Source organism: Delftia sp. S65 (genome assembly GCF_016516495.1).
GTDB classification, from domain to species: Bacteria; Pseudomonadota; Gammaproteobacteria; order Burkholderiales; family Burkholderiaceae_C; genus Comamonas; species Comamonas acidovorans.
In genome coordinates this window covers 152,075-173,974 of record NZ_JACVUR010000003.1, presented here as the reverse complement: position 1 = coordinate 173,974, position 21,900 = coordinate 152,075, and the positions used below count along the sequence as shown (strand labels likewise).

Here is a 21,900-nt window from a genome sequence, read left to right as displayed (position 1 = left end):
TCAATCCGCATACGGGGCGAACGGCTGCGCCGCCGCCTCGGCAGATTGCTCGATCTCGGTCATGCGCACCAGGTCCAGCAGGTTGAAGCGGCCGTCATGGTGCCAGCCGGCCTCGGGCATGCTCATGGAGCCGATGGCGCTGATGCGCGTGACGCCGGCCGCGCCCAGCAGGCCGGCCAGCCGGTACAGCTGCTCGGGCGAGGCGGCAATGCCGGCCGTCTGCAGGTATTCGCGCTGCGCGGCCACCACGGGCACGGCGTCATCCAGGCGGTCCACGCCCACCACGGCAATCGTGCGGTACAGGGCCGTGGGCGCCAGCGGCTGCAGGCTGTCGCTGTACGCCACGCTCCAGGGCGCGTCAACGGGGCCCAGCAGTTGCTGCGCGTCGCCCGACCATTCCACGGACTGCTGCCAGCGGGCCACGGCGGCGCCCTCCTCCAGCTCCAACGGCCGGCGCGCAAAGCGCCGCTGCAGGTTGGCCAGCTCGGCCGCCAGATAGTCGGCAAAGGCACGCGCAGAGACGGGGGCGCCGCGCTCCACGTAGAAGACATGGGGCGAGTAGCAGCCCTGCTGGTCGTAGCGCATCACGTCCCAGGCCGCCAGCCGCGCCACGGCGGGCGCCTTGAGCGTGTCCAGCGCGGCAGTGCCCACCATGCCAAAGCCCAGCTTGTGGCCGTGTGGCAGAAAGCGCGTGGTCACGGGCAGGCGCTGGCGCAGTGCCTGCAGCGTCTGGTTGCCGCCGTAGGCGAGCACGGTGTCGGCCTCGGCATGGAGCGCGGCGGCACCACCGCCATCCACGCCATCCGCGCCCCCCGCGCCATCCACACCCCCCGCACCGCTCCACCACACCACGGCCAGACAATCGGCCAGCGGCGGGTGGACCTCGGCCAGCAGCCGCGCGAACCAGCCCGCGAACAGCGGCTCGGCGCTGGCCAGCTTGCCAATGGCGGGCGCCTTGACCAGCAGGCCGCAGACCAGGCTCCACAGGGACAGCGCAGGCACATTGCCGGCCCAGCTGTGCATCAGCAGGTCGGGGCCGAAGGCACGCACCGCGCCGCCCTTGGGCGCGGGCTGGAAGCCGTCCAGCACGGCCGGGTTGGCAAAGTCCTCGGCCACGAAGCGCCGCAGCTGCGCGGCGCGAAAGGTCTTGAAGAAGCCCGTCATCCCCAGGCGCACCATGTCGGCGTCATAGCCGCTGACCACGGGCAGCCAGGTCTCGGCCTGGCGCCGATAGGGATCGCTGCGGTCCAGCAGGCGGGCAATGGCGCGGTCGATGGCGTCGATGATCTCGGCCACGGGCATGGCCCTGAGGTGGCGGTCGGCGGCACGGCGCACATGGGCTGCCAGCGCATGCATCTGCGGGCCGGTCAGCAGGGGCACGGAGACTTCCAGCCGCACGCCGCCGCGTTCGAAGGGCAGCACATGCCACTGCACCTCGGCCTCGCGCAAACCAGGCAGTTCGGGCAGGTAGCCGGCCGTGATCCGCTCGATGTTCATGCAGCAGCGGCCTTCACGAATTCATCGACCGCCAGCGAGCAGCCCTTGGCCGCTGCACCCTCGGCACGCCCCAGCAACAGGAAACCGCCTTTCTCGCCATGGCCGGCCCACAGGCCCACGTCCTCGGTGAGGATGGTGGTGACCGCGTTGTAGTTGGCCAGGTCGCAGTGCACGAGAATGCCGCGCTCGCCGGGCGCCACGCTGCGGCCGGTGACGGGCTCGACCAGGCGCGAACGTATCCAGTGCGGCCCCGACTTGACCGAGGGCAGCGTGGCATTGCCGTCGTCATAGAACTGCGTGCTCAACTCGGTCATGCCGTACATGTTGATGCAGTGGCTGCGCGGCACGCCCAGCAACCGGGACAGGTCGGCGTAGAAATCCTCCAGCGGCAGCTCGCGCGACTGGCCCTTGTAGCCGCCCGTGTCCAGAATGCGACTGCCCGGCGGCAGGCAAAAGCTGCGGCCCTGCTCGCGCAATGCATCCATCACATGCACCAGGCTGAAGCTGGCGCCCAGCAGCGCATAGGGGCGGCCGCTGCGCTCGGATTCCTGCAGCACGGCGCACAGGCCGGGCATGTCCAGGCCGTCGGGGGTGAGGAAGTAGCGGCTGTCGGGGGTGCCGAATTCCGTCTTGGCCAGCGCCAGGTAGTGGGCCAGCGAAGAGTTGGGCATGGCCTGCTCGTCGGGAAAGAGGATGCCCATGGGCAGGCGCTCGTGCCCGGCCATGAAGCGCTGCGCGAAGTTGCGCGTCATCGACGCATCGTAGACATCAAGCGCGGGATGGAAGTGGCGCCCGCGCGAAGACAGCCCCTTGGCCTGGCCCGTGGTGCCGCTGGTCATGAACACGCGCTCCGCGGGCGAGGCCGGCTCGCTGCGCAGCTCCATGGCCTTGAACGCGTCAATGGGCACGGCGGGAATGTCGCTCCAGGTCTTCACATTGCGCAGCGTGGCGCCGCGCCGCTGGCAGAAGCTGCGAAACGGCGCATTCGATTCGTATTGGTAGGCGAACAGCCGCAGGGCCAGTGCGTCGAACTGCTCGTCGGTGCAGCCGTCCATGGCAATGAATGCAAGCAGGTCTGCGACCAGAGAAGCCGCCTGGGGCCGGGCCTTGTCCATGGAATTCCTTCGAGAGCTGGGACGTGATGCTCCGAAGGCTCCCCCGCCCGTGGCGCATGGGCGGCCACGCAGGGGTGCAAGCTCTTCTTCCGCCGGAATGACCCGGTTCAAGTTCTCGGGTGTGGATCTCAGCACTGGCGTGCACCCCGGAGCGGAGGGCTATCTTACAGCAGGGTCGCCAAACCCGTCAGGCCAGCAGGCGAGCCCCAAAACCCAACAAGGTCGCGACATACAGCAGCACCAAGGCTTTGCCCAGCACACCGCTGTTAGACCAGAAGTGGCGTGCCACGGCGAAGTCCCAGGCGCCATCGCGCACCTGCAGCTGCGGCAACCGCGCCAGGATCTCGCGCCTGAACGCGGCCTCGTCGAACAGGGGGCTGCCATTGAGTCGCAGGGGAATGGCGCGAAGGCCCATCCACAGATGCTGGCGCGTGCAGGTGACGCGACTGGCATCGAATTTGCGGGTCCTGCGTGCAATGCGTACCGCAATCCGATGCCCGTCCGTGGCTATGCGCATGGTCTCCAGCGGCTTGAGCTTGCGCCAGAGCCATGCATACAAACACAGCGGCAACACGGCCAAAAGCACCAGCAGGACACCGAGCATGCCCGTTGGATCGCACGATTTGTCCGGACCGCAGTCGCGCTGGTGCAAAAGCGGCAAGAACCAGTAGACCATCCCCCCTGCAACCAGGCAATGCAGAACGCCAACCATGGCAAGCGCACGCCTGCGCCTCACGGTGCTGCCCGCAAGCGCCGTGACCGAAGTGACCAGCGGCTTTCCTTCCGAGGCTTGAGAAGCCTGCGCGGCGTGCTGGGACGGTGAGGAAACCACGACCGCGCTGGAGGCTTCGGTGTCGCCCACTTCCTGCCAGCGCTTGCCGCCCAATTGGCGCAATTCCCCCGCCTTCCAGGCAAGCCACAGTCCCAGAGCCATCAATACCCCGATGCTGCCCAGCAGGAACGAAGGCAACCGCCTGCCCCATTCATAGGACGAGCGGGCAGACGCCAGCTCGCCGCGGAATGGAGCATCCCCGAAAGGCTCCAGCACGCGGCCGTCCAGATCCACGCGATGGACGGTGAATTGGGTCATGTCCGGCAGCAACAACTCCTGACCCACCATGGCGATGGCGTTCGGGTCCTGGTCGGGCGAAAGCGGAAGCACCCTTTCAGGCCTCAGCTGGTGGGAATCCATCAACAGCAGATCTGCTCCCCGCATGCTCGAGTCTGCCACCAGCACCCATAGACGCTGCTGGCCATCCAGCTGCATGGCGAACGGGAAGCGGCGCCCGGAACGCAGGCCCGCATATTCCACGGGAAATACGGCAGGCGCGGCCTGGGTGCTCTGTGCCGTATCGATTTGCGCAATCTGATGGCGGTTGGTATTGGCCACCCACATGCGCTCGCCTACCTGCAGCGTCTGATTCGGAAAGCGCAGGCCTTCGCTGTAGGTCTTGAGCAGCACATAGGCTTGCGCTGCACTGGAAGCGGCGTCGCGCTGGTAAACGAGAACGCGGTGATTGGATGCGTCGGAGACCACAATCTGCGCTTCATCGGCCGTTACCCGCATCCAGCGATAGCCACCGCGTGTGGACAAATCGGGCAGATCCAGCGCCACGCAGCGCTGCATTGCCAGATCGCAGCGATGCACACGTCCCTGGTCATGCGCCCAAAGCGTCTTCTCTCCAATGAACTGAAGGCTGCTGACTGATGGGGTCAAACCCAATTGCGCCAACTCCAGACGCTGCAGGCGTGTGCCTTGCCGATCAAACTGATGCAAAGCGCCATGGCTTTGAATCCACACTGTATTGCCTTGGATTGAGGGAAGCCTGGGGCCCAATGGGTCGGGCAACAGCCAACCCCGAAAGACAAAGGCCAGGATCAACAGGCATTGCAGGCCGATCACAGCCCTGAGCCATTTCTTGTAAACCGCCTCAGCCATTGAATCTCCCCCATTTTTGAATGGGGGCAAGTGTAGACAAACAAGGCATTGCGGCCATCAAAACGATGACTTCATTCGAGCGCAATTTCCAAACTGTGGATCAATCCAGTGCCGTCAGCCGCCGCATCACCCACTCCACGGGCCCCTGCGCCACCTTCTTGCTCCAGGCCCAGGCGGCCAGGCTGGCGATGATCACGTACAGCGCGGCGGCCACGGCCACTTCGCGCAGGCTGCGTGAACCGTCCAGCGCGCCCATGGCTTCCAGCAGGCCCATGCCGATGAGGATGTGTGCCAGGTACAGGGTCAGCGTCATGCGCCCGGCCGGCAGCAGGCCGCGCCACGGTCCGGCGGGCCAGCGGTCGGCCAGCCGCAGGCAGGCGCCGATGGCAATGCTGGCGCAGCCCAGGCCCATCAGCAGGTAGGCTGGGCCGGGCGGCATGGGGCCGGTGGCCAGCCAGGGAGCCCATTCACTCTGTGCCGCAAGTGCCGAGACGGCGCAGGCCGCGCCCACCATCAAGCCGCCCGCAGCCACCAGGCCCCATTGCACGCGCGGCTCGGCCAGCGGCAGGCGTGCCAGCAGCATGCCGCAGAGGAAGAACGCAAACCAGGGCAGCACCGGATGGAAGCCGTTGAACAGCAGGTTGCGCGCAAAGCCGGCCGGCTCCCACAGGCCCTGGTAGGACAGGCTCGCCCAGTCCCAGCCCTGGCTGTAGTCCAGCTGCAGCAAGGCCCAGGTGGACAGCACGGCCACGGCCGCCATGCCGGCGAGCAGCGCCCGTGCGCCGGCCTGCAGCCAGGCGATGGCCAGCACGAAATACACCGCGTAGTAGTGAATGATGTCGGCCGGAAAGATCAGCAGGTTCATGCCACCGGCCACCAGCAGGAACAGCGCGCGGCGCAGCGTCCAGAGGCGCGCCGTGGCCGGCTCCAGCGAGCGCGTGGCCAGCACCAGGCCCAGGCCTGCCAGCACCACGAAGGTGGCCGAGGCCTTGCCCTCCAGAAAATGGAAGAACGACAGCAGCCAGCCAGGCTGCTGCAGCGCGGGATGCATGGCCTGCTTGAAGTTGACGAACACCATGCCTGCCAGCGCCAGGTAGCGCGCCAGGTCCAACCCCGCCAGTCGGGCGCCCCTGCCGGTGGCGTGCCTCATGTCGCGTCCCCCCGTGCCTCGCCTCCAAGAAGGCAGGCCAGCAAGGCGGGATGCAGCACATCGACCCCTTCATCCGCCCCCGCGTCTTCTTGCGGCGTCACCGCCAGCGCAAAGCGCAGCGCATCGCTTTCCACGGTATCCAGCAGCAGTTGCGCGGCCAGGCGCACGGGCACGGCGGGCCGCAAGAGGCCCTGCTGCGCCCCGCGCTCCATGAAGCCTGCCAGGCCGTCGAGCATGCGCCTGCGGTTGGCCTCAAAGGCCGGCGCCAGCCCGGGCGAACGCGCGATCTCGGACAGGCATTCGGCGCTGAGCACGGCCCATTCCCGCTGGCGGCACAGCGCCTGGTAGGCGGCCAGGAATTGCGCCACCACAGGCAGCGAAGGGGCTGCGGCCCGCTCCAGCGCCTGCAGCAAGGGCAGCAGCTCGGTCTGCTCCTGCGTGGCGACCTCGGCAATCAAGGCCTGCTTGCTGTCGAAGTGGTTGTACAGATTGCCCAGGCTCACCGAGGCAGCCTGCGCGATATCGCGCATGCTGGTGCAGTGAAAGCCGCGCTCCACGAAGCACTGCAGGGCGGCCTCCACGATGACGGCCCGGCGCTCGCTGATGTCTTCTTTCTTTTTCATGCCCGAATGATGAACGAACGTTCATTCACAGTCAACACCGGGGCATGGAATCACAGCGGCGGCAGGGGGCCCATGCCGGAAGGAACGGCCTCCTCGTTGGGCCTGCAGGGCTGGCGCAGCATGCGCCGGCAGTCCGGCAGCTGCCGCTCATGGGCATAGGCGATGTGGCCCAGCACAATCTTCGACGGCCGGCTGCGGTCCAGCCAGACGGTGTTGGTCGAAGGCGTGGACAGATGGTCGAAGGCCCAGTACCCGGTCTGCGAAGGCGTGTCCAGGGTCACGCGCAGGCTGGAGCCCGCGCGGAACACATGGGCGAATTTCTGGATTTCCACGCGCATCAGCGTGGGCTCGCCGGGGTGCAGCGGGCGCACGGCGGCCTCGGTGAAATCGCCCCAGGGCCGCAAGGCGGTGGAGCGCTGGCCGTCCAGCGCACGCATGGAGGCACGCAGCCAGCCACGCTGCACGAACATCTCCTGGCCGTCGGGACGCACCTCCGAGACGGTGACCTGCACATCGGTGTCGCCGGCCGTGGCGCTGAGCCACAGGTCCAGCGAGGCCTCGCCATAAAAGCTCAGCGCGCGCGGCAGCGGGGCCGTGGTGAAGCGCAGCAGGCCCTGCCCGGCGGGACTGGCCGTCCATTGGCCCGCGCCGGACTCGGTATCCGCGTCGGGATGGTTGGCCTCGGCGCCCGGCAGCGGGTAGCGGTAGCTGGCCGACTGGCGCTCGGCCTGCGGCGGCGCATCGCCCAGCCCGCCGCCCGGCTGCAGCCACAGCGTCATGGGCGTGACGCGCACGGGCAGCCGGTCAAAGCTGGCCACGGCCGAGGGGCGCAGCTGCCCATAGTCGCCCCCACCGTTCATCCACTGCATTTCCTGCGCCAGCAGCACGCGCGGCGTGTGCTCGAAGCCGTTGCTCTCGCCCTTGAGAAAGCGCGCGTAAAAGCGCTTCATGGTCTCGCGCAGAAAGGGGGCGTTGTCGGTGTGGTGGTCGCCGTTGGAGCTGATCAGCCACATCTTGTCCGGGGCGATGCTGTCCTCGTAGTAGCCCATGCGGGTGCCCACCTGCTCGTCCTGCCAGGACTGGGTGCCCAGCGTGGGGATGTCGATGCGGTGCGTGGAGTTCATGGCGCTCTTGAGCGCGTAGCGGGCGCCGAAGAAGCGGTCCTCGTCCAGCCAGCGCGCCATGTCCAGGTCGGGGCGCTGGATCTTGCGGATGTTGTCTTCCACGACCTGGGCGCATCCGGTATCGCCGTCCAGCGCCCTGGCATCGTCGGCGGCCTTGCGCCATATCGCGGGGAACTGCCGCCACCAGTTGGCGGGAAAGCCGATGTTCTGGATGCCACCCGGATAGGCCACGTCGCGGTAGGGATCGGCCACGTTCTTGCCCGGCGCGATCGCCTTGAGGCTGGGCGGACGCTGGGCCGCCACCCACAGCTGGTCGTAGCCCGAGTACGAATAGCCCACCATGCCCACCTTGCCCGTGGACCACGCCTGGCGCGCCGCCCACTCCACCGCGTGCGCCCCGGCCGCGCCCACGGAGGCGTCGGCCCACTGGTTCTCGCCCGTGGAGCAGCCCGTGCCGGGCACGTTCAGGCCCATCACGGCATAGCCTTCCTTGGTCCACTCCTGGGTGGTCTGTTCCGTGACCGAGCCCGATCCGTAGCCGTCGTACTCCATCAGCACGGGAAACGGCCCCGGCCCCTTGGGAAAGACCACCGAATAGCGCATCTTGTTGCCGTCAGGCAGCTGGATGTAGCCCCAGATGCGCGGCCCGGGGTTGGTGCTGCCCGAAGAGCCCCCGCCGCAGGCCGCAAGGCCCAGGGCAAGGGTGGCGATGCCGGCCGCGCCGAGCCACGCGCGGGAATGGCGAAAAGTCATCATGGATGGTCCTCCTGGTTGCTGATGCAGTCATGCCCGCAAGGGGGCAGGCCGCAATGTAGGACCGTCCGGGCACATGGCGCACGCACAGGCTGAAGGGGGGCTGAAGGGGCGCTGAAGTGGCGCTGAAGCGCGCCTGAAGACAGGCTGAAGGCGAACGCGGCCAGTCGCCACGGCCTTCGGCCTCGGACCACGGGGGCATGGACTGGCACGAGATGGACTGGCACGAGATGGTGATGGCGCTTGGAGCGACGGAACTATCCATCGCCCCCGCAGTCGAACGGCCTTCGCTGGAGATCTCAACGCATAACAGCCCGGCCCACACTCCATCGTTGCCGATGGAGCCACTGCCTGAACAGGCAAAGGTGAAACTGTCATGCAATGTCCCGCCTGCCGAGATGCCACGCTCATCATCTCCGAGCGCCAGAACATAGAGATCGACTACTGCCCCCAGTGCCGCGGAGTCTGGCTGGACCGCGGAGAGCTGGACAAGCTCATCGAGCGCTCCGCCGCCCAGGCGCCCACAGCGCCAGCAGCCTATGAACGCCCGCAGGAACGGCGCGCGGGCCCTGACGGATCCCATGACCGGCGCGAGCACTCCAGCCACGATGGTTACCGCCGCAAGAAGCGCGAGGGCTTTCTCTCCGATCTTTTCGACTTCTAGCACCAGGGCAAGTCCGCTGCGCCGGCATCGGGACATGGCAGCCGCGCCCCACTATGATTCGGCTTTCAGTTCCTTGTCCCCATGCCCCGCGCCCGCACACCCAAGCCCGCTCCTGCCGAAGAGAACACGGCCCCGTCCAGCACTGCAGCGCCGGGGCCGTCCATCGACGCCTCCTTCCTGCACACCCTCGTGGGCTACAACGCCCGGCGTGCCTCGCTGTCCATCATCGAAGTGTTCGTGGAGCGCATGGCCACCCACGATCTCAAGATGGTGGAGTTCTCCGTGCTCTCCCTGGTGTCCCACAACCCCGGCATCACCTCGCGCCAGCTGTGCGCGGCGCTGGATGTGATGCCGCCCAACCTGGTGGGCCTGATCGCAGCGCTGGAGCGCCGCAAGCTGATCGAGCGGCGCACCCACCCCACCGACCGCCGCGCCGTGGGCGTGCACCTGACGCCGGCCGGCGCCGAGCTCACGGCCCGGGCGGAAAGAACGGCGTCGGAATTGGAAATGGATGCCACCTACCGCCTGACCGACGCCGAGCGCAGGACGCTGATCCAGCTGCTGCAGAAGATCTACAACTGAGCGCGCTCAGTCCGCCTTCTCCGCTGCCGGCGGCTCCAGCCCCAGCAGCCGCACCGCGTTGCCCTTGAGGATGCCGGGCATCACCTCGGGCTTGAAGCCGGCTTCCTGGAAATCCTTCATCCAGCGCTCGGGCGTGATCAGCGGATAGTCGCTGCCGAAGAGCACGCGGTCCTTGAGCAGGGTGTTGGCGTACTGCACCAGCTGCCGGGGAAAGTACTTGGGGCTCCAGCCCGACAGATCGATCCAGACATTGGGCTTGTGCAGGGCCACGGACAGGGCCTCGTCCTGCCAGGGAAAGCTGGGGTGGGCCATCACGATCTGCATGTCGGGAAAGTCGATGGCCACGTCGTCCAGGTGCATGGGGTTGCTGTAGGCCAGGCGCAGGCCGCCGCCGCAGCGCATGCCGCTGCCAATGCCGCTGTGGCCCGTGTGGAAGATGGCCGGCAGTTGGTACTCGGCCACCACCTCGTAGATCGGCCAGGCCATGCGGTCGTAGGGATGGAAGCCCTGCACCGTGGGGTGGAACTTGAAGCCCCTGACGCCCTCTTCCTCGATCAGCCGCCGCGCCTCGCGCGCACCCATGCGGCCCTTGTGCGGATCGATGCTGGCGAAGGCCACCATCATGTCGCTGTTGGCCCGCGCGGCCTCGGCGATCTCCTCGTTGGGAATGCGGCGCCGGCCCAGCTGCGACTCGCTGTCCACCGTGAACATCACCAGGCCCAGGTTGCGCTCGCGGTAATAGGCCACGGTCTCGGCGATGGTCGGGCGCCTGCCGTTGCCGAAGTACTTGTCGGCGGCGCGGTCGTACTCCTCGCCGTAGTTGTCGAACGGGTTCCAGCAGCTCACCTCGGCGTGCGTGTGGATGTCGATGGCAATGAGTTTTTCGTGGTCCATGTCTGTCTCCTGTGCGGCCTGCTGCCTGCCCCGGCATCAAGGGGAAGTCCCAATAAGAAATTCGCAAAGGCCGCTTGAATTGGTTATTAAATATAACCAAAATCGCGGCCATCAGAAAGCGATGCGGATGCGGGCAACGGCTGCCACGCAACGGTTTCGCGCTGAGGCTTCACACCACCTTCCGAGGAGACAGACATGGACAGAAAGATCCACAAGACCCGTTCCCGCGCCTTGCCGGCCACGCTGGCCGCCGCCCTGCCCGCCCTGCTGCTGTCGGCCTGCGGCGGCTCGAGCGACGGCATTGCCCAACTGGCCGAGGCCCGTCCGGCAAGCCTGCTGTCGTGCAACGACCTGGCGGCCAAGATCTCGTTTCCCAACACCCGCATCACCGCCGCCGAGACCGTGGCAGCCAGCACGCTGACGGTGGCAGGCAAGCCCATTGCCGAGCACTGCCGCGTGACCGGCCGCATGCACGAGCGCGTCAGCACCGTCGATGGCCAGAGCTACGCCGTGGGCTTCGAGATGCGCCTGCCGCGCGACTGGAACGGGCGCTTTTTCTACCAGGCCAACGGCGGCCTGGATGGCAGCGTGAGCACGGCCGTGGGCGCACTGGGCGGCGGGCCGCTGGGCAATGCGCTGCAGATGGGCTTTGCCGTGCTCAGTTCCGACGCCGGGCATGCAGGCAGCCTGGGGCCCTTCTTCGGCCTGGACCCGCAGGCGCGGCTGGACTACGGCTACCAGGCCGTGGGCAAGCTCACGCCCATGGCGCGCAGCGCGCTGCAGACGGCCTATGGCAAGGGCCCGGACCGCTCCTACCTGGGCGGCTGCTCCAACGGCGGGCGCCACGCCATGGTGGCGGCCTCGCGCTATGCCGACCAGTACGACGGCATCATCGCCGGCAACCCCGGCACGCGCCTGCCGCTGGCGGCCATTGCCAACATTGCCGGCGCCCAGGGCTATGCAAAGCTGGCCACCACGCCCGCCGACCTGGGCACGGGCTTCACCCAGGCCGAGCGCCGCCTGGTCAGCCAGGCCGTGCTGGCCCGGTGCGATGCGCTGGACGGCGCCACCGACGGCATGGTGCAGGCCGGCGCAGCCTGCCAGGCGAGCTTCGACCTGGCGCGCGACGTGCCCACCTGCGGCGGTGCGCGCGACGGCAGTTGCCTCAGCGCCGAGCAAAAGAGCACCATTGCCGGCCTGTTCAAGGGCGCCACCACCAGCGGCGGCAGCCGCATCTACAGCAGCTTCCCGTATGACGCGGGCCTGGATACGGCCGGCTGGGCCGGCTGGAAATTCTCCAACTCGCTGAACCTGGACACCGGCGCCGTGGGCCTGGTCTGGCAGGCGCCACCGGAGAGCCCGGCCAGCTTCAACGGCCCGCAGTTCGCGCTGACAGGCAGCGTGGACAGCATGCTGGCCAAGGTCCAGGCCACGACGGCGCTGTACACCGAAAGCGCGCTGTCCTTCATGCTCCCGCCCGACTACGGCAAGCTGCCCGTGCTGCGCAACCGGGGCGCCAAGCTCATGGTCTACCACGGCACGGCCGATCCCATCTTCTCCAGCGACGACACCGTGCAGTGGTACGACACGCTGCGCCGCAACCATGGCGACGCAGCCGACTTCGCCCGCCTGTACCTGGTGCCCGGCATGAACCACTGCAGCGGCGGCCCGGCCACCGAGCAGTTCGACATGCTCAGCTCCCTCGTGGCCTGGGTGGAGAAAGGCCAGGCGCCAGACCGCGTGATCGCCAGTGCGCGCGGCGCAGGCAATGCGGGCGGCGTCAACGCCGACCTGCCCGCCACCTGGTCGCCCACGCGCACCCGGCCGCTGTGCCCCCATCCGCTGGCCGCCCACTACAACGGCAGCGGCGACATGGAAAGCGCTGCCAGCTTCAGCTGCCGCTGACCGTGCCGTGACGGCGGGCGGCGCCTGAACGGTCCGCCCCCTTCCGCCCTCATCCACCCCCTTGTCCGCAGTCCCGCCCCCGGCGGGGCCGGGCACCGCTGCGCCTGAAAAAAAGGCGCGCGGACACCCACGCCAAGACGGCAACGATTTTTCAAATCAGAGGAGACATCACCATGCAAAAAACCCCTTCCCCGCTGACCCTGGCGGCCGCCGCCGTGCTGGCCCTGGCCGGCTCCAGCACCAGCTTCGGCGCCTTCGCGCAAGGCACTTCCAGCGTCACGCTCTACGGCATCGTCGATGTGGGCGTGGAGCACGTGAACAATGTGGCGGCGGGCGGTGGTCTCAGCCGCATGCCATCGACCACCAGCCTGGTGCCCTCGCGCTGGGGCCTGCGCGGCAGCGAGGACCTGGGCGGCGGCCTCAAGGCCATCTACACGCTGGAGTCGGGCTTTGCGCCCGACCAGGGCACCTTCAACCAGGGCGGGCGCGGCTTTGGGCGCCAAAGCTGGGTGGGACTGGGCGGCAACTGGGGCAGCCTGACCATGGGCCGCCAGAACTCCATGCTGTTCTGGTCGCTGCTCGATTCGGACATCATCGGCCCGGCCGTCTTCGCCATGGGCTCGCTGGACGCCTACATTCCCAACTCGCGCGCCGACAACATGCTGGCCTGGCGCGGCAACTTCGGCGGCCTGGCGCTGGGCGCGGGCTACAGCTTCGGGCGCGATGCCGTCAACGCAGGCCCCAGCCCGGCCGGCACCAACTGCCCGGGCGAGAGCGGATCGGACACGCAGGCCTGCCGCCAGTGGTCGCTGTATGCCAAGTACGACACGCCCGTCTGGGGCGTGGCGCTGGGCTACGAACAGCAAAACGGCCGCACGCCGGCCTCGTCCACCGACCCGGTGTTCGGCGGCATGACCTCCAGCGCCAAGCATGACGAGCGGCTGCACCTGGGCGGCTACTTCAAGCTGGCCGGCGTGAAGGTCGGCGGCGGCCTGCTGCGCCGCGACAACGATGGCGACGCCGTCAAGCCGCGAAGCAACCTCTGGTACGTGGGCGCCTCGTACCCGGTCACCGAGGCGCTGGTGCTCGAAACCCAGTGGCTGACGCTGCGCTACCGCGGCGTGTCGGGCTACGACTCCGACCTGCTGGTGGCACGCGCCATCTACAACCTGTCCAAGCGCACGGCGGTCTACACCCAGCTCGGCCACATCCGCAACGACCGCCTGGCCACCGTCTCGGTCAGCGGCGGCGCCCCTGGCAGCAACACCGCGCCGGGCCGCTCGCAGACCGGCATCAACGTCGGCATCCGCCACATGTTCTGAGCCTGTTCTTTCCAGCTTTTCCTTTTTTCGATTTCACCAGGAGACATCCATGCAGATGCATCGCCGTCATTTCGTCCAGGCCCTGGGCAGCGCCGCCGCCCTGGGGTCGCTGTCGCCACTGCAGGCCCTGGCCCAGGCACTGGACCAGGTCAAGATCATGTACGGCTTTCCCGCAGGCAGCTCGGGCGACAGCGTGGCCCGCCGCGTGGCCGAGCGGCTGGGCGGCACGCCCTACAGCAAAGGGCCGGGCTTTGTGGAAAACAAGCCCGGCGCCGGTGGCCGCATCGCGGTGGAGGCCCTGAAGAACGCCCCGCCCAACGGCTCGGTGCTGGCGCTGGCGCCCGTGTCCGCCTTCTCGGTCTACCCGCACATCTACCCCAAGCTGACCTACAAGCCCGAGGATGCGATCCCCGTCTCCATCGGCGCCGTCATCTACCACGGCCTGGCCGTGGGGCCTGCCGTGCCGGCCGAGGTCAAGACCCTCAAGGACTTCCTAGCCTGGGCCAAGGCCCACCCCGACCGGGCCAACTTCGGCTCGCCGGGCGCGGGCTCCATGCCGCACCTGCTGGGCGCGCTGCTGAGCCTGCGCTCGGGGGTGGAACTCAAGCACGCGCCCTATCGCGGCACCGTACCCAGCATCACCGACCTGGTGGGCGGCCAGGTCGCGGCCACCATGAACCCCAGCGGCGACTACCTGCAGTACCTGAAGGCGGGCCGCCTGCGCGTGCTGGCCACCTCGGGCAAGCAGCGCTCGCCCTTCCTGCCCGACGTGCCCACCTTCACCGAACTGGGCTTCCCCGATGTCACGGTGGAGGAATGGTTCGGCTTCTACGCTCCCGCCAAGACCCCGGCCACCACCATTGCCAACGCCAACGCGGCCATCACGGCCGCGCTCAAGGACAAGGCCGTGATCGACGGGCTGGCCGCCCTGGGCCTGCTGGCGCGCGGCAGCACGCAGCAGGAAATGGCGGCCGACCAGCAGGCCGAGTTCGAGCGCTGGAGTTCGCTGGTCAAGCAGATCGGGTTCACGGGAGAGTCCTGATCAGTCGGCGGCAGGCCCATTCCCCTTCACGGGACAAGGCCACACTCATGCAACAAATAATGTTGCATGAAACAGAACAGCCAATTCTCGGACATCCTCCATGTGCTGCTGCACATGGCCGAGGGCGATGGACCTGCCACCTCCGACATGCTCGCCGCCGCGCTGCAGACCAACCCGGTCGTGCTGCGCCGGTTGATGTCGGGCCTGCGCGATGCAGGCCTTGTCACCTCCGCCAAGGGCCATGGCGGGGGCTGGGTGCTGTCTTGCGATCTGGACCGCACCACGCTGCGCGACGTGCATGAGGCCCTGGGCGCGCCCGGCCTGGTGGCGCTGGGCTTCAGGGAAGACCGGCCCGAATGCCTGGTCGCCCAGGCCGTGAACGAAGCCCTGAGCAACGCCGTGCAGCAGGCCGAGGCCGCCCTGCTTGCACGCCTGGGCACGGTGACGCTGGCTGCCCTGTCCCATGACTTCCACGCCCGCCTGGCCCGCCATCGCGCAGCAGGCGGTCAGGGTTGGCACCAACTGCAGGAGCACTCGCATGAAACACGTTGATTTCGCCGTCATCGGCGGCAGCTATGCCGGCCTGTCCGCCGCGCTGCAACTGGCGCGCGCGCGCCGCCAGGTGCTGGTGGTCGATGCCGGACTGCGGCGCAACCGCTTCGTGGACCAGGCCGGCGAGACATCGCACGGCTTTCTCACCCAGGATGGCGTGGCCCCCGCCCAGATCGCCGCCCAGGCCCGGCAGCAGCTGATGGCCTATCCCACCGTGCAGTGGCTGGACGGCACGGCCGAGGACGCCCGCGTGGCGCCCGATGGCCGGCTGGAGTTCCGTGCAGCGGGCACGGCCATCAGCGCCGCCCGCATCGTCCTGGCGCTGGGCGTGCATGACAGCCTGCCGCCCGTGCCGGGACTGGCCGAGCGCTGGGGCCGCAGCGTCTTTCACTGCCCGTACTGCCACGGCTACGAGATGAATGCGGGCCGCATCGGCATCATCGCCAGCTCGGCCCTGGCCCACCATCACGCCGTCATGCTGCCCGACTGGGGCCAGACCACACTGCTGCTCAACGGCGCCTACACGCCCGGCGCCGAAGAACTTTCCACCCTTGCGCGCCGGGGCACCCAGGTGGAGACCACGCCCATCGCCCGCCTGGAAGGCCGGGCCGACGTGGTGCTGCAGGATGGCCGCCGCCTGGTGATGGACGGCCTGTTCACCCAGCCGCGCACCCGCATCGCCAGCCCCGTGGCCGAGCAGTTGGGCTGCGCCCTGGAAGAAGGCCCCATGGGCACCTTCATCAAGGTCGCGGAAGGCCAGGCCACCAGCGTCCCCAACGTGTTCGCCTGTGGCGACGCGGCCCGCGCGGCCGGCAACGTGGCCATGGCGGTGAGCGATGGCGCCATGGCAGGCATTGGCGCGCACCGGTCGATGATGGGGTGGTGATGGGGTGGTGATGGGGGCGGGCCTTGGGCCCGTGCATGGACGCAGATCAACTGCCCGCCGGACGATGCGTGGATACAACAACTTCCCATGCTAACTAAATCCATAAATATAATTAAGACTGATTCTCATTGACATCCACAACATCAAGAGTCCAGTCCATGCACACCACCAACGGCCGCGCGCTGCGGTTCAACTCCATTGTTCTGGCCATGCTGGCCGCCGGCGCCGGGTCCACGGCGATCGCACAGGATGCAGCGCAGGCGCCGACCGCAACGACGCCGACGCTGTCGCAGATCGACGTGCGCGACAAGTACGAGCGCGAGGACCTGCCCACGCTGGCACCGGGGCGCAAGGCCGCCAAGGGTGCACGCCTGGGCATTCTGGGCGCCACCTCCATCGTGGACGCGCCGGTGCATGTCAACGCCTACACCCGCGAGCTGGCCGAGGACTGGTCCGCCCTGTCGCTGCAGGATGTGCTGGAAAACGATGCGGCCGTGGTCTTCACCACCAACAAGGGACACCTGCTGCAGAACTTCAACCTGCGCGGCCTGGATGTGACCGCCATGGACATCGCCACCAACGGCCTGTACGGCGTGGCGCCGGCCAATTCGGTGCCCATCGAGATGTTCGAGCGAGTGGAGGTGATGCGCGGCCCCAACGTGCTGCTGTCCGGCATGCCGCCGCTGGCCAGCGTGGCCGGCTCCGTCAACATGGTCACCAAGCGCGCGCTGGCCCAGCCCATGGCCGACCTGACGGCCACCTACGTCTCGGACTCCTACCTGCAGATGCATGCCGACGTGGGCAGGCGCTTCGGCCCCGAGCAGCGGCTGGGCCTGCGCTTCAACGGCGTCTACGGCTCGGGCGACATGGGCGCCAAGGATGAGAGCCAGAAGCGCCGCGTGGGCGCCCTGGGCCTGGACTACCTGGGCGACAGGGCCCGCTTCTCGCTGGACCTGTACAACAGCATCACCAAGATCGACGGCGGCAGCCCGGGCATGTTCAGCTTCCTGGGCAGCGCGGCCATCCCCGGCGTGGGCCGGCTGCTGGCACCGCCCAGCGGCGACGTGAACATGTTCCGCGGCACCCACGGCCAGTACGACAACAGCGGCCTGCTGGCGCGTGCCGAGGTGGACTTCACGCAGAACTGGCAGGGCTATTTCGCCTTCGGCGCCTCCGAGGCGCAGGGCAAGGGCCTGCTGTTCGGCACCCGCGCCATCGTCACGGGCCTGGACGGCACCACGCGCGGCGCCATCTACAACGTGCATACCGAATCCGAGCGCCGCACGGCCGAGGCCGGCGTCATCGGCAAGCTGAGCACGGGCAGCGTGCAGCACCGTCTGCAACTGTCGTTCAACATCCTCAAGCACAAGGAAGGCACCTACAACACGGCCTGCAACTACTGCTACACCACCAACATGTACGAGCCGACGACGCCCACCTTCCCGGGCGCGCCGCAGTGGAAGGGCTACACCACCGAGAACGAATTCCGCTCGCTGGCCCTGGCCGACGTGATGAGCTTCGCCAACGACAAGGTGCTGCTGACGCTGGGTGCACGCCACCAGACGGTGAAGACGCCGCTGGTCAACGGCGTGTCGTCCAACTACAGCAAGAGCCGCGTCTCGCCCATGGCCGGCCTGGTCGTGCGGCCCTGGGGCGACAACGTCTCGCTGTACGCCAACTACACCGAAGGCCTGGAGCCCGGCCGCACCGTGGGCGCGGGCTTTGCCAACACCGGCGAGACCCTGGCGCCCATGCAGACCAAGCAGGGCGAGGTGGGCGTGAAGCTGCAGGCGGGCCAGACCACGCACACGCTGAGCGCCTTCCGCATCGAAAAGCCGTCCATCATCACCAACAGCGGCAATGCCCAGGTGCTCGATGGCGAGCAGCGCCTCAAGGGCCTGGAGTGGAGCGCCTTCGGCAAGCTCACGCAGACGCTGTCGCTGCTGGGTGGGGTGGAGTACATCAAGTCGCGCCAGATCAACTCCGGCCGTGAGAACTACGGCGTGCCCAAGCTGCGCGCGCGCATCGGCATCGACTGGGAAACGCCCGTGCAGGGCCTGTCGGTCGGCGGCCGCGTGCTGTACACCGGCTCGCAGTGGGTGGACTCCGGCAACAAGCTGCGCGCCCCGGCCTGGAACCGCTTCGACCTGATGGCCAAGTACGAGACCAGGTTCGGCGCCACGCCCGTGCGCTTCAATGCCAGCGTGGAGAACGTGACGGACAAGAACTACTGGATCGGCATGTTCACCGACGGCTTCGTCATGCCCGGCGCACCGCGCACCTTCCGGCTGTCGGCCACCGTGTCGTTCTGACCGCCTGACGCACTGCGCGGGCCACCCGGCGGGGCGCATGTTGTGTCCCGCCGGGTCTTTTGCATCCCACGATCGAATTTCCATGCCGTTCTTCACCGTCGCCGGCCTGCTTGCCACCTCGCTGGCCTGCCTGTGCATCTACGCCGCCTCGCCCAACCAGCGGCTATGGGCGGCCGCCTGGCCGCGCCGGCCTGCCCTCCTGGCTGGGGGCGGCCTGCTCGTAGCGGGCTGGCTGGCATTCGCCCAGGACATGCGGACGCTGGCCGCCACGTTCACCTGGCTCACCCTGCTGATGCTGGCCTTCGCCCTGCTGCCCTATATCGGAGCGCTGTTCCATGGCCGACGCACACCCTGAGGCCCGCCCGCGCAAGCCGGCCCCCATCCGGCCGGACTGGATCTCCAAGACCCTGGCCGGCCTGCTGCTGGGCCTGGGCCTGGCGATCAGCGCCAGTGGCCTGCTGGCCGCCCTGCTGCACGGCATGCCGCTGGCGGTGAGCGGGCAGCTGGTCATGTGGCTGGTGCCGCCGGTCTGGCTGCTGGTGCAGTCCCTGGTGTATTTCTTCTCCAGCGGCCTGCGCGCCTGGGCCTGGCTGGGCGGGGCCAACGCGCTGGCCCTGGCCGCCTGGTGGCTGGTGCGCGCGGCAATGCACAGCAGCGCAGGAGGCCTGTCATGAGAGCCGACCACATCCGCATCTACAAATCCGTACACACCTGGACGGGCATCCTCAGCGGCATGGCCTTGTTCATCGCCTTCTACGCGGGTGCGCTGACGGTGTTCAAGGAACCCATCCGGCGATGGTCCACGCCGCCGGCCGCCGTGGTGCAGGCCGTGCCCATAGACGAGGTGCAGCCGCTGATCGCCCGGACCCTGGCCAGCACGCCGGCGGCCGCGCGCGGCGCCATCGTGCAGCTGCAGGGCGACAACGCCATACCGCGCCTGCAATGGCAGGTGCGCGATTCCAAGGCCGACGACCATGACGAAAGCGCCGTACGCCACTACACGGCCCAGCTGTCGGCCGACGGCAGCGTGCAGATCAGCGAGCAGCGCCCGTCCCGCCTGGTGGAGTTCATCGACGTGCTGCACCGCGTGGTCGGCCTGCCCGTGGACTCGGACCCCAACCGCTGGATCATGGGCGCGATCTCGGCCCTGTACTTCCTGGCCCTGGTGTCGGGCGTGGTGATCCTGCTGCCCTCGCTGGTCAAGGACTTCTTCGCCCTGCGCGTGGGCAGGAACCTCAAGCGCATGTGGCTGGACGCGCACAACGTGGTGGGCATCGTCAGCCTGCCCTTTCACATCGTCATGGCCCTGAGCGCCGTGGTCTTCGCCTACCACGACCAGATCTTCGACGTGCAGGACAGGCTGATCCACGAAGGCCAATGGACCCAGACCTTTTCGCGCCCCTCGGGCAAGGCCCCGGATGCGCCGGCACGCAATCCGGCCGACATGCTCAAACCCTCGCAGCTGGTGGAGATCGTCAAGGCCGCCGCGCCCGGCTTCGAGCCCGAAAGACTGCAGTACGCCCAGGTCACCGGCCTCAAGCCCACCGTGCGCGTCTGGGGCAGGAATCCCCAGGCCGTATCGCCGCGCGCCGTGGGCGGCTTTGCCATGCTCGATCCGTACAGCGGCAAGCTGATCTCGGCCGACTACCTGTCAGGCGGACAGAGCACGCCCAACCTGTTCATCAGCAGCTTCTTCGCGCTGCACATGGCCTCCTTCGGCGGACTCGCGGTCTGGTGGCTGTACTTCCTGCTGGGCCTGGCGGGCGCATGGCTGTTCTACGGCGGCAATCTGCTGTGGGTGGAGACGCGGCGCAAGGCCCAGCGCAAGGGCGCAGACTTGCCCGTGCAGCGGCGCGACACGGCCCTCATGGCCTCGGCTACCGTCGGCGTCTGCCTGGGCTGCGTGGCCGGCATTTCCGCCACCATTGCCGCCGCCAAGTGGCTGCCGGGCCGCGTCGATGACCTGGCCGCATGGCACATGGGCATCTACTACTCCGTGTTCTTCACCAGCGTGGCCTGGGCCTTCGTTCGCGGCGCGGCGCGCGCGGCCCCGCCCTTGCTGTGGCTGGCCGCTGCCTGCACGGCCGCGATCGCGCTGTCATCGCTGCTGGGCTGGCTGGCGCCAGGCACCGGCGCGTGGGTGGACACCTCGCTGATCGGCCTGGACCTGACGGCCGTGGCCGGCGTGCTGGCCCTGGCCTGGATGGCGCGTGCCACGGCACGGCGCACGCGCAGCGGCCCGCAGGACAGTGTGTGGTCCGCGCCGCGCGACAAGCCGGCGCATCAGGACACCAAGGACTCACCGGCACCGGCCAGCTGACCTGGCCGGCACGCCATGGGAGTGCGCAGGTGGGCCGGTTGCCTGGTGGGCCGGCCCATCCCCGCTGCTGGGTCTATCCGAAAATGGCGCCGCCCGCATCCAGCGAGGGCGGCCGCAGAAGATCGGCATTGACGCCCATGGCCTCGCTGGCCCGCTCCACGGCCTGCCAAAGAGGGGCGGGCATCTGCAGTATTTCCTCGGGGGAGTTCGCGCGGGCAATCCAGTCGCTGATCTCAACGTGCTGCTCGGGGGTGAGCAGGTCCAGGTTCAGCATTTCGTCAATGGTCTTCATCGGGTGTCGGTCTGTCGCTCTTGTGCGGGAGATATGTGGGCGAGGTGCGGGAGATGTGTGGGAGATATGTGGGCGAGGTGCGGAAAGGAAAACGCCCGTGCATTGTCAGCGGTCCGCGGCAGGCAGTCGCTGCAGCAGGGCATCGCGTGCGCGCAGACCGGCATTGGGCTTTTGGGCCTGCTCATCCTGGATCAGCGTGGCGAACACCAGCCTGCGCTGGTCCTTGGTGGCCCAGCCCACATACCAGCCGTAGGCCCGGCTGGCATCGTAGCGGTTGTCGCTGCCGGGCGACCCGGTGCCGGTCTTGCCATGCACGGTCCAGCCATTCACAGGCACGGGGTGCCGGGTGATGCGCGCAGTCATGGCGATGGCCTGACTGCTCACCGGCAATTCCCGGCGCACGATCTTGCGCATGAAGGCCACCTGCTCGGCCGCCGAGATGCGCAGCGAGGACACCACCCACGCGCCGTTGTGGCCGGGATGGGCCACGGCAACGGCGGAGACATCCTCGTTGCCGTACTGGAAGGCCCTCACGTAGGCGCCAAACCGCTGCTGGCCCAGCTCCCGCGCCACCTGCTGCGAGTACCAGAACACCGAGTCCTTCATCCACGCCTGGGGCGTGATCTCGCGCCGCCAGGCATCGCCGCCCCAGTCCGGATACTCCGGTTGGTACGGCCACGCGGGCCGGGATTCGTCCTGCAGGATGCCGGCGTCATAGCCCATCAGGCTGATGGCGATCTTGAAGGTGGAGGCCGGCGTGACCCGCTCGGCGCAGGCCGGGCCGCTGTGCACCAGGGACTGGCCTGTGTCGGCATCGGCGACGAGGGTGCACAGTTCGTGCGCGGTGGCCGGAATGCAGAAAAAGGCCACGGCCACCACTGCGGCACCCACGGGAAGGAATCGGCGCATTGATCAATGTTTCATGAGG

The 21,900-nt window shown here is 68.2% G+C and carries 20 protein-coding genes; 11 read left to right on the top strand and 9 right to left on the bottom strand.

Annotation, left to right across the window (positions count from 1 at the left end):
* The 6 genes from IAE24_RS04480 to IAE24_RS04455 all read right to left on the bottom strand — a co-directional run bounded on the left by IAE24_RS04480 (nucleotide 1) and on the right by IAE24_RS04455 (nucleotide 8,204).
* Nucleotides 1–1,497: an acyl-CoA reductase gene (locus IAE24_RS04480; protein ID WP_199959674.1), complete on the bottom strand. Its 1,497-nt coding sequence runs from the start codon at nucleotides 1,495–1,497 to the stop codon at nucleotides 1–3.
* Nucleotides 1,494–2,612, bottom strand: a complete 1,119-nt coding sequence (locus IAE24_RS04475) for a LuxE/PaaK family acyltransferase (protein WP_199959680.1) — start codon at nucleotides 2,610–2,612, stop codon at nucleotides 1,494–1,496. Before IAE24_RS04475 ends, IAE24_RS04480 begins: the two co-directional genes overlap by 4 nt.
* 187 nt (nucleotides 2,613–2,799) lie before the next feature.
* Complete coding sequence (locus tag IAE24_RS04470) at nucleotides 2,800–4,551, bottom strand: YncE family protein (RefSeq protein ID WP_199959681.1); 1,752 nt, start codon at nucleotides 4,549–4,551, stop codon at nucleotides 2,800–2,802.
* 100 nt (nucleotides 4,552–4,651) lie between these two features.
* A complete protein-coding gene (locus tag IAE24_RS04465; RefSeq protein ID WP_199959683.1) occupies nucleotides 4,652–5,701 on the bottom strand; it encodes a DUF418 domain-containing protein in 1,050 nt (349 codons plus the stop codon).
* On the bottom strand, nucleotides 5,698–6,324 hold the full coding sequence (locus IAE24_RS04460) for a TetR/AcrR family transcriptional regulator (protein ID WP_199959684.1): 627 nt from the start codon (nucleotides 6,322–6,324) through the stop codon (nucleotides 5,698–5,700). Before IAE24_RS04460 ends, IAE24_RS04465 begins: the two co-directional genes overlap by 4 nt.
* Before the next feature lie 50 nt (nucleotides 6,325–6,374).
* The gene (locus IAE24_RS04455) at nucleotides 6,375–8,204 is read right to left on the bottom strand and encodes a CocE/NonD family hydrolase (RefSeq protein WP_199959692.1); all 1,830 of its coding nucleotides are present in this window, start codon (nucleotides 8,202–8,204) and stop codon (nucleotides 6,375–6,377) included.
* Between the two features lie 373 nt (nucleotides 8,205–8,577).
* Here IAE24_RS04455 and IAE24_RS04450 point away from each other — a divergent pair, with 373 nt between their 5' ends.
* Nucleotides 8,578–8,865 (top strand): TFIIB-type zinc ribbon-containing protein, encoded by a 288-nt coding sequence (locus tag IAE24_RS04450; RefSeq protein ID WP_012206334.1) that lies wholly within the window; start codon nucleotides 8,578–8,580, stop codon nucleotides 8,863–8,865.
* Nucleotides 8,866–8,946: 81 nt separating this feature from the next.
* The gene (locus IAE24_RS04445) at nucleotides 8,947–9,447 is read left to right on the top strand and encodes a MarR family winged helix-turn-helix transcriptional regulator (RefSeq protein WP_099733267.1); all 501 of its coding nucleotides are present in this window, start codon (nucleotides 8,947–8,949) and stop codon (nucleotides 9,445–9,447) included.
* Between the two features lie 6 nt (nucleotides 9,448–9,453).
* Here IAE24_RS04445 and IAE24_RS04440 read toward each other — a convergent pair whose 3' ends face one another.
* Nucleotides 9,454–10,341: an amidohydrolase family protein gene (locus IAE24_RS04440; protein ID WP_199959700.1), complete on the bottom strand. Its 888-nt coding sequence runs from the start codon at nucleotides 10,339–10,341 to the stop codon at nucleotides 9,454–9,456.
* Between the two features lie 195 nt (nucleotides 10,342–10,536).
* Here IAE24_RS04440 and IAE24_RS04435 point away from each other — a divergent pair, with 195 nt between their 5' ends.
* The 9 genes from IAE24_RS04435 to IAE24_RS04395 all read left to right on the top strand — a co-directional run bounded on the left by IAE24_RS04435 (nucleotide 10,537) and on the right by IAE24_RS04395 (nucleotide 20,680).
* A complete protein-coding gene (locus IAE24_RS04435) occupies nucleotides 10,537–12,246 on the top strand; it encodes a tannase/feruloyl esterase family alpha/beta hydrolase (RefSeq protein ID WP_199959707.1) in 1,710 nt (569 codons plus the stop codon).
* Nucleotides 12,247–12,419: 173 nt separating this feature from the next.
* Complete coding sequence (locus IAE24_RS04430) at nucleotides 12,420–13,568, top strand: porin (protein WP_088164286.1); 1,149 nt, start codon at nucleotides 12,420–12,422, stop codon at nucleotides 13,566–13,568.
* Between the two features lie 49 nt (nucleotides 13,569–13,617).
* The gene (locus tag IAE24_RS04425) at nucleotides 13,618–14,610 is read left to right on the top strand and encodes a tripartite tricarboxylate transporter substrate-binding protein (protein WP_034395494.1); all 993 of its coding nucleotides are present in this window, start codon (nucleotides 13,618–13,620) and stop codon (nucleotides 14,608–14,610) included.
* A 66-nt stretch (nucleotides 14,611–14,676) separates the two neighbouring features.
* The gene (locus IAE24_RS04420) at nucleotides 14,677–15,162 is read left to right on the top strand and encodes an Rrf2 family transcriptional regulator (protein ID WP_199959709.1); all 486 of its coding nucleotides are present in this window, start codon (nucleotides 14,677–14,679) and stop codon (nucleotides 15,160–15,162) included.
* Nucleotides 15,149–16,048 (top strand): NAD(P)/FAD-dependent oxidoreductase, encoded by a 900-nt coding sequence (locus IAE24_RS04415; protein WP_141831295.1) that lies wholly within the window; start codon nucleotides 15,149–15,151, stop codon nucleotides 16,046–16,048. Before IAE24_RS04420 ends, IAE24_RS04415 begins: the two co-directional genes overlap by 14 nt.
* A 158-nt stretch (nucleotides 16,049–16,206) precedes the next feature.
* A complete protein-coding gene (locus IAE24_RS04410; RefSeq protein ID WP_013801747.1) occupies nucleotides 16,207–18,360 on the top strand; it encodes a TonB-dependent receptor in 2,154 nt (717 codons plus the stop codon).
* Nucleotides 18,361–18,442: 82 nt separating this feature from the next.
* A complete protein-coding gene (locus IAE24_RS04405; protein ID WP_199959717.1) occupies nucleotides 18,443–18,715 on the top strand; it encodes a hypothetical protein in 273 nt (90 codons plus the stop codon).
* A complete protein-coding gene (locus IAE24_RS04400) occupies nucleotides 18,696–19,034 on the top strand; it encodes a hypothetical protein (protein ID WP_097201948.1) in 339 nt (112 codons plus the stop codon). Before IAE24_RS04405 ends, IAE24_RS04400 begins: the two co-directional genes overlap by 20 nt.
* Nucleotides 19,031–20,680 carry a PepSY-associated TM helix domain-containing protein gene (locus tag IAE24_RS04395; protein WP_199959719.1) on the top strand — a complete coding sequence of 550 codons (1,650 nt, stop codon included), beginning with the start codon at nucleotides 19,031–19,033 and terminating at the stop codon, nucleotides 20,678–20,680. Before IAE24_RS04400 ends, IAE24_RS04395 begins: the two co-directional genes overlap by 4 nt.
* Before the next feature lie 73 nt (nucleotides 20,681–20,753).
* On the opposite strand, the gene IAE24_RS04390 is transcribed toward IAE24_RS04395, so the two are convergent.
* Complete coding sequence (locus IAE24_RS04390) at nucleotides 20,754–20,972, bottom strand: hypothetical protein (protein WP_013801743.1); 219 nt, start codon at nucleotides 20,970–20,972, stop codon at nucleotides 20,754–20,756.
* Nucleotides 20,973–21,077: 105 nt separating this feature from the next.
* On the bottom strand, nucleotides 21,078–21,881 hold the full coding sequence (gene blaOXA, locus IAE24_RS04385; protein WP_199959720.1) for a class D beta-lactamase: 804 nt from the start codon (nucleotides 21,879–21,881) through the stop codon (nucleotides 21,078–21,080).
* Nucleotides 21,882–21,900 lie beyond the last annotated feature (19 nt).